Genomic DNA, 5,990 nt, shown 5'->3' with positions numbered 1-5,990 from the left:
GAGTACGAACTGCAAGACATGACCCGGGAAGAGGCCGACCTGCTGGGTGCGTATCTCGAACGGGATTTAGAGCACCTGATGCATTTTGTGGGGGAGACCGGAGAAGGGCTGAAGGAATGGTTGCAGCTGGACATCTCGCTGCTGGAGACTACGTTGGCTGACAGGTTGCTGTCTGTGGCAGACCAGACCATGGTCGATACTCTAGAGCTCAAGCAGAAACTCGAGAATCAGGACATCAGCCATTATATTTCTGGTGAAGTGGCAACCGCAGGCATGTTCCGTTGCCTGAACTGCAACCATATGCTGTGCCTGACCAAGACCAGCCATTTGCACCCCTGTGAAGCGTGCAGTTCGCACTACTTTGAGCGCGTCACCAGTCGCTGGCCGCGCAAGGAAAGCTGAGCTCAGGTTTTGGGGATCACCCGCTCCCGCACAAACACGATCAGGATCAAGGCCAGAGTCAGCACTGGCCAGGAACCGGTCTGCATATAGGGCGTGCTGCCGGTGGCGGTAAATACTTCTCCGGTCAGCACCGCCCGCTCAAATTGGGGGATGCGCTCGGTGATTTGGCCCTTTTCGTCAATAATGGCGGTTACGCCATTATTGGTGCCCCGAAGCATATAACGGCCGGTTTCCAGTGCTCGCATGCGGGCAATCTGTAAGTGCTGCAGCGGGCCGATGGAGTCGCCAAACCAGCCGTCGTTACTGATGGTCAGCAGGATGTCGGCGTTACGGGCGTTAAAAGCAACAAAGTCCGAATAGGCCACCTCGTAGCAGATGTAGGGCATGATCTTGACGCCGTTGGCTACCAGCGGTGACTGATACTTAGGTCCCCGTGAGAAGCTGCTCATGGGAAGGTCGAAAAAGCCGATCAGTCCTCTCAGGATGCCCTGCAGTGGAACGTACTCGCCGAAAGGCACCAGCTTCTGCTTGTGATAGATGCCTTCGCCGTTGCCCAGAGCCATGATGCTGTTGTGAAAGGTGTAATCGTCGATGCGATCACTGTAGCCATACCATGGAATGCCGGTGATCAGGGTGCTGTTCTCACCCAGTTGGCTGTTGATATGGTCAATAATGCTGCCGGCCTGGTCCTGGGGAATCGGAATGGCGGTTTCTGGCCATAAAATCAGGTCACGCTGCCAGTGAGCTTCGGTCATGCCCAGATAGGCGACAATCTGGTCCCTGAGAAAATCCGGGTCCCATTTAATTTGTTGGGGGATGTTGCCTTGCATGGCTGCAAAACTGAGAGGCTCATCGCTCAGTTGCGTCCAGTCAGCCTGTTTCATCGAGGGGGCTATCAGCCAGGGCAACAATGCCAGAATGAGCGTGGTGGTAGCCGCTTTTCTATGACCAGCCTGTGCCAGCCACCATACGGCGTAGGCTGCCGCACCGGTAACGGTTATCCAGAAAGTCAGGCCATGAACGCCGGTGAGCGGCGCAAGCCCGGCCAGAGGGCCATCGGTATGAGCGGTGCCCAGGTACATCCATGGGAACCCGGTCAACAGCCAGCCCCGCAGCCAATCCCCTAAAATCCAGATGGCGGGGAAAAGAATAAGCCGCCGAACGGTGCTTTCTTTGGCAAGCTTGCCCCAGAACCAGAAGGCTAATGCGTGAAAAAGAGCGAGGCCGGCAATAAACAGAACCATCAGAAGAATGGCGACCGGCACCGAGGTGTTGCCATGCTCGCTGATACTGACATAAATCCAGCTAACGCCGGAGCCAAACAAGCCCAGGCCAACCAGCCAGCCCGCACGGAACAGCTTTTGTGAGGGCAGGGTGAGCGTCGCCAGCAGGATCAGGAAGATTGATACTGGTCCCAGCCACCATAGGTGGAATGGGGAAAACGTGAGCGTCTGCAACGCGCCGGCGATGACGAGGATCGCCGGGCTCAGCCAGGAGCTGGTTGAGAACTTGAGATGTAACGGATGGCGAAGGCTGGATTCAGGGTTCACTTCGATTTACCTGCAACAAACGGATGACTCGGTTATCGGCGTTGGCGATAGTAAACCGTAAGCCGCCGAATTCAACCGTTTCGCCGCGCCTGGGCAGGTGGCCAAACTCTTTCAGAACCAGGCCGCCGATGGTGTCGAACTCATCTTCTTCCAGGCTTACCTGGAAAAATTCGTTGAAGTCGTCAATCGGGGTCACGGCTTTTACCGCGTAGGTGCCATCGCCGCGCGCCTTGATGTGGGTTTCTTCATCGAAGTCATGCTCGTCTTCGATCTCGCCCACAATTTGTTCCAGCACATCCTCAATGGTGATCAGGCCAGCGGTACCGCCGTATTCATCCACCACAATGGCCATGTGATTGCGATTTTCTTTGAATTCTTTGAGCAGTTGGTTCAGGCGCTTGCTTTCTGGCACAAAGGTCGGCAGTCGGAGAATCTCTCGGATGCTGGACCAGTCAAGATCGTTGTTCAGGGCGAGCGGAAGCAAATCCTTGGCCAGCAGAACACCAATCACGTCATCCTGACTTTCGCCAATGACCGGAAAACGGCTGTGGGCAGACGACATGATCTCAGGCAGGAATTCTTTGGGGTCCTGCGCGGCTTTGACGGTGATCATCTGGGAGCGGGGGATCATGATTTCATCCACCCGCATATCGATCACCTGCATGGCACCCTCGATGATGCTCATGGCGTCGGGGTCGATAATGCGTTGGGCTTCGGCATCCCGAAGGATTTCCAGTACGTCCTCTACGGACTCCGGCCCACTGGAAAAGGCCTGCGATATACGCTCCAGCCAGGACTTTGTGCCCTGACTGCGACTCGACTGATCGTCGCTCATGAGTCTTGTTCCGTTTCCTCTGCTTCGTAAGGGTTGATATATCCGAGCTGCGCGAGCAACCGGATCTCGAGGCCTTCCATGACCTCGGCATCATTGTCTTCAATATGATCATAGCCCTGAAGGTGCAACATACCGTGCACCACCATATGGGCCCAGTGGGCGGTGAGTGCCTTGTGCTGCTCCCGCGCCTCCTGCTCAACAACCGGCGCGCAAATCACCAGATCGCCGGCCAATGGCATCGTTATACCCGCTGGTGCCTCAAATGGGAAGGACAAAACATTGGTGGGGTTGTCCTTGCCCCGGTACTGATGGTTCAGGGCCCGGCTTTCCTCCGTATTCACAATACGAATGGTTACTTCGGACAGATCCTCTCCTTGCCAGGCCAGTTCGGCCCAGGTCTGGAAACTGGATTCATCAGGCACGCCGTCGCCGTCAAAGGCCTGCTGAAAATCGACGGTCAGTTTGTTCATTGGTCTTTTCGGCTTCCGTTATCAAAGGAATCGTAGGCCTCAACAATGCGCTGGACAATCGGGTGACGAACCACGTCTTTCGAGTCAAAGCGGGTAAAGCCTATGCCGGTAACCTTGCTCAGCACGCTGGCGGCGTGGATCAGTCCGGAGTTCTCGCCCCGGGGCAGGTCGACCTGCGTGGTGTCGCCGGTGATTACGGCGGTGGAGCCAAAGCCGATCCGGGTCAGGAACATCTTCATCTGCTCCCGGGTGGTGTTCTGGCTCTCGTCCAGAATGATAAATGAGTTGTTGAGCGTACGACCGCGCATAAAGGCCAGCGGCGCGATCTCGATCACGCTTTTCTCGATCAGTCGGGTAACGTGATCAAAACCGAGCATTTCGTAGAGCGCGTCGTACAGCGGCCGTAGGTAAGGATCTACCTTCTGGGCCAGATCCCCGGGCAGAAAACCCAGCTTCTCGCCGGCTTCGACGGCCGGGCGCACCAGCAGGATGCGCTTGACCTGCTCGTCTTTCAGGGCTTCCACGGCACAGGCCACCGCCAGCCAGGTTTTACCAGTACCAGCCGGCCCGATACCGAAGTTGATGTCGTGGCTGCGAATGCTCTGCACGTACTTTTGCTGGTTTTTGCCGCGGGGCTTGGCGGTCAACTTTGGAGTTTTGATGACGGTGACCTGGCCTTCGTTATAAGGCACGTCATCCGGCAGGCGCTCCAGTCCTGTTTCGCGGATAAACAGATGCACGGTACCCGGCGCAATGTCACTGGTGGCTTCGGTTTCCCGATACATATGGCGGATAACTTCAGTGGCGGCCGCCACGTTCTCGGTGTGCCCTTCCACCCGGAAGTGGTGGCCACGGCGGCCAACCTTCACCTGCAGACGTTTTTCAATCATCTTGAGGTGTTCATCAAACTGCCCGCACAGCGTGGTCAGCCGTCGCTGGTCTACGGGGTGCAGGTCAAATTGTCTGGTGTCTTGAGTGTTCAATCTTGCTCCGTTTGGTTTACTCCCCGGGTTTAAAGAGGAGTCAGCATCTCGTATTGGGTGTATTGGTATAGGGTAGGTGACGCTGTCCAAAAAACGCCCGCAAGTACTTCCCTGTAGGGCTTCGTCGCGCCATCCCTGGCGCTCCAGATTTTTGGACAGCGTCACCAACCCGCCTCCCAACACCAAGCTTCAAGCACATGGGGCCGAAGCCTAAAACAACCCCGAACCCGCAGGAACGCCCCGTAAAGAGTTGGCATAGGCTTCAACAATTTCGACGTCGACAAAGTGACCCACCACCTCGGGATTGTCGTGCCGGAAATTCACGATGCGGTTGTTCTCGGTGCGGCCTGCGTACTCGCCGGGGTCCTTCTTGGACAGGCCGGTCACCAGGATCCGCTGGGTGCTGCCGACCATCTTCCGGCTGATATCCATCACGTTCTGATTCAGCCGATCCTGAAGAATGCTCAGGCGCTGTTTCTTCACCTCCATCGGCGTATCGTCCGGCAAATCCGCCGCCGGGGTACCGGGACGGGCGCTGTAGACAAAACTGAATGACATATCGAAGCCGATGTCGTTGATCAGCTTCATGGTATCTTCGAAGTCTTTGTCGCTTTCTCCAGGGAAGCCGATGATAAAGTCCGAGGAAAAGCTGATATCTGGCCGGATCTTGCGCAAACGGCGCAACTTGGACTTGTACTCCAGCGCGGTGTGGCCACGCTTCATGGCGGCCAGAATGCGGTCGGAGCCGCTCTGTACCGGCAGGTGCAAATGACTGACCAGTTCCGGAACCCGCTCGTAGATCTCGATCAGCGAATCGCTGAACTCGACCGGGTGTGACGTGGTGTAGCGGATGCGGTCGATGCCCTCGATAGAGGCGATCAGTTCGATCAGTTCGGCCATGTCCATGACGTCGCCGTCGTGGGTTTCGCCACGGTAGGCGTTGACGTTCTGGCCCAGCAGGTTAACTTCACGCACGCCCTGGCTGGCCAGGTGAGCGACCTCGGCGATCACGTCGTCCACGGGCCTGCTGACTTCTTCGCCGCGGGTATAAGGCACTACGCAGAAGGTGCAGTATTTGCTGCAACCTTCCATGATGGAGACAAATGCCGAAGGGCCATCGGCGCCGGGGTCTGGCAGGTTATCGAATTTTTCGATTTCCGGGAAACTGACGTCGACCACGCCCACGCCGTTACCCTTGGTGCGCACTTCGGTGATCATGTCGGGCAGTCGGTGCAGGGTTTGCGGGCCGAATACCATGTCGACAAACGGTGCCCGGTCGATGATGGCCTGGCCCTCCTGGCTGGCGACACAGCCGCCGACGCCGATGATCAGGTCGGGCTTTTTGCTTTTCAGCTTTTTCCAGCGGCCGAGCTGGTGGAACACTTTGTCCTGGGCTTTTTCGCGGATGGAGCAGGTGTTCAGCAGCAGGATGTCGGCGTCTTCCGGCGAGTCGGTCATTTCCACGGTTTCGCCGGTTTTGAGCAGGTCGGCCATGCGGGCAGAATCGTACTCGTTCATTTGGCAGCCGTGGGTTTTGATGTACAGCTTTTTGGCCATGGGTCTCACATCGTCGGTTGTGTGTTGCGCCGGGGCTGGTAAGTTTGGCGCTGGCAAAATTTGACTGCACATTATAGCGGGGTGCTTAAACTTCAACCACCGTTGTCTCGGGTTTTGCTGTGGTATCATTCGCAGCAACTCCAGTTTGGTGCATCAAGGCTTTTGGGGTGAGCTTTCCAAAACACGCTCCTTC

General features: G+C 56.7%; 6 protein-coding genes. 1 reads left to right on the top strand and 5 read right to left on the bottom strand.

The window, feature by feature from the left end:
- Positions 1 to 402: zinc ribbon-containing protein (locus IBX51_RS13950; protein WP_291831903.1), on the top strand; the 402-nt coding region annotated here is incomplete at its 5' end.
- 2 nt (positions 403 to 404) lie between these two features.
- On the opposite strand, the gene lnt is transcribed toward IBX51_RS13950, so the two are convergent.
- The 5 genes from lnt to miaB all read right to left on the bottom strand — a co-directional run bounded on the left by lnt (position 405) and on the right by miaB (position 5,797).
- On the bottom strand, positions 405 to 1,952 hold the full coding sequence (gene lnt / locus IBX51_RS13945; RefSeq protein ID WP_291831902.1) for an apolipoprotein N-acyltransferase: 1,548 nt from the start codon (positions 1,950 to 1,952) through the stop codon (positions 405 to 407).
- Entirely contained in the window at positions 1,942 to 2,787 is an 846-nt protein-coding gene (locus tag IBX51_RS13940) for an HlyC/CorC family transporter (protein WP_291831901.1), read from the bottom strand. The genes lnt and IBX51_RS13940 overlap by 11 nt, the downstream gene beginning before the upstream one ends.
- A complete protein-coding gene (gene ybeY / locus IBX51_RS13935; protein ID WP_291831900.1) occupies positions 2,784 to 3,257 on the bottom strand; it encodes an rRNA maturation RNase YbeY in 474 nt (157 codons plus the stop codon). The genes IBX51_RS13940 and ybeY overlap by 4 nt, the downstream gene beginning before the upstream one ends.
- Positions 3,254 to 4,240, bottom strand: a complete 987-nt coding sequence (locus tag IBX51_RS13930; protein WP_291831899.1) for a PhoH family protein — start codon at positions 4,238 to 4,240, stop codon at positions 3,254 to 3,256. The genes ybeY and IBX51_RS13930 overlap by 4 nt, the downstream gene beginning before the upstream one ends.
- 210 nt (positions 4,241 to 4,450) lie before the next feature.
- Positions 4,451 to 5,797, bottom strand: a complete 1,347-nt coding sequence (miaB, locus tag IBX51_RS13925; RefSeq protein ID WP_291831897.1) for a tRNA (N6-isopentenyl adenosine(37)-C2)-methylthiotransferase MiaB — start codon at positions 5,795 to 5,797, stop codon at positions 4,451 to 4,453.
- Between the last annotated feature and the right edge of the window lie 193 nt (positions 5,798 to 5,990).

The sequence above is a fragment of the Marinobacter sp. genome (assembly GCF_014859525.1).
Taxonomy (GTDB): domain Bacteria; phylum Pseudomonadota; class Gammaproteobacteria; order Pseudomonadales; family Oleiphilaceae; genus Marinobacter.
Note: the sequence above shows the minus strand (reverse complement) of the source record. Positions and strands in the feature narration are given on the sequence as shown.

Excerpts from the sequence above, each read along its gene's own strand:
- IBX51_RS13940 (WP_291831901.1), bottom strand. The coding sequence starts at position 2,787 with ATGAGCGACGATCAGTCGAGTCGCAGTCAGGGCACAAAGTCCTGGCTG.
- ybeY (WP_291831900.1), bottom strand. The coding sequence starts at position 3,257 with ATGAACAAACTGACCGTCGATTTTCAGCAGGCCTTTGACGGCGACGGC.
- miaB (WP_291831897.1), bottom strand. The coding sequence starts at position 5,797 with ATGGCCAAAAAGCTGTACATCAAAACCCACGGCTGCCAAATGAACGAG.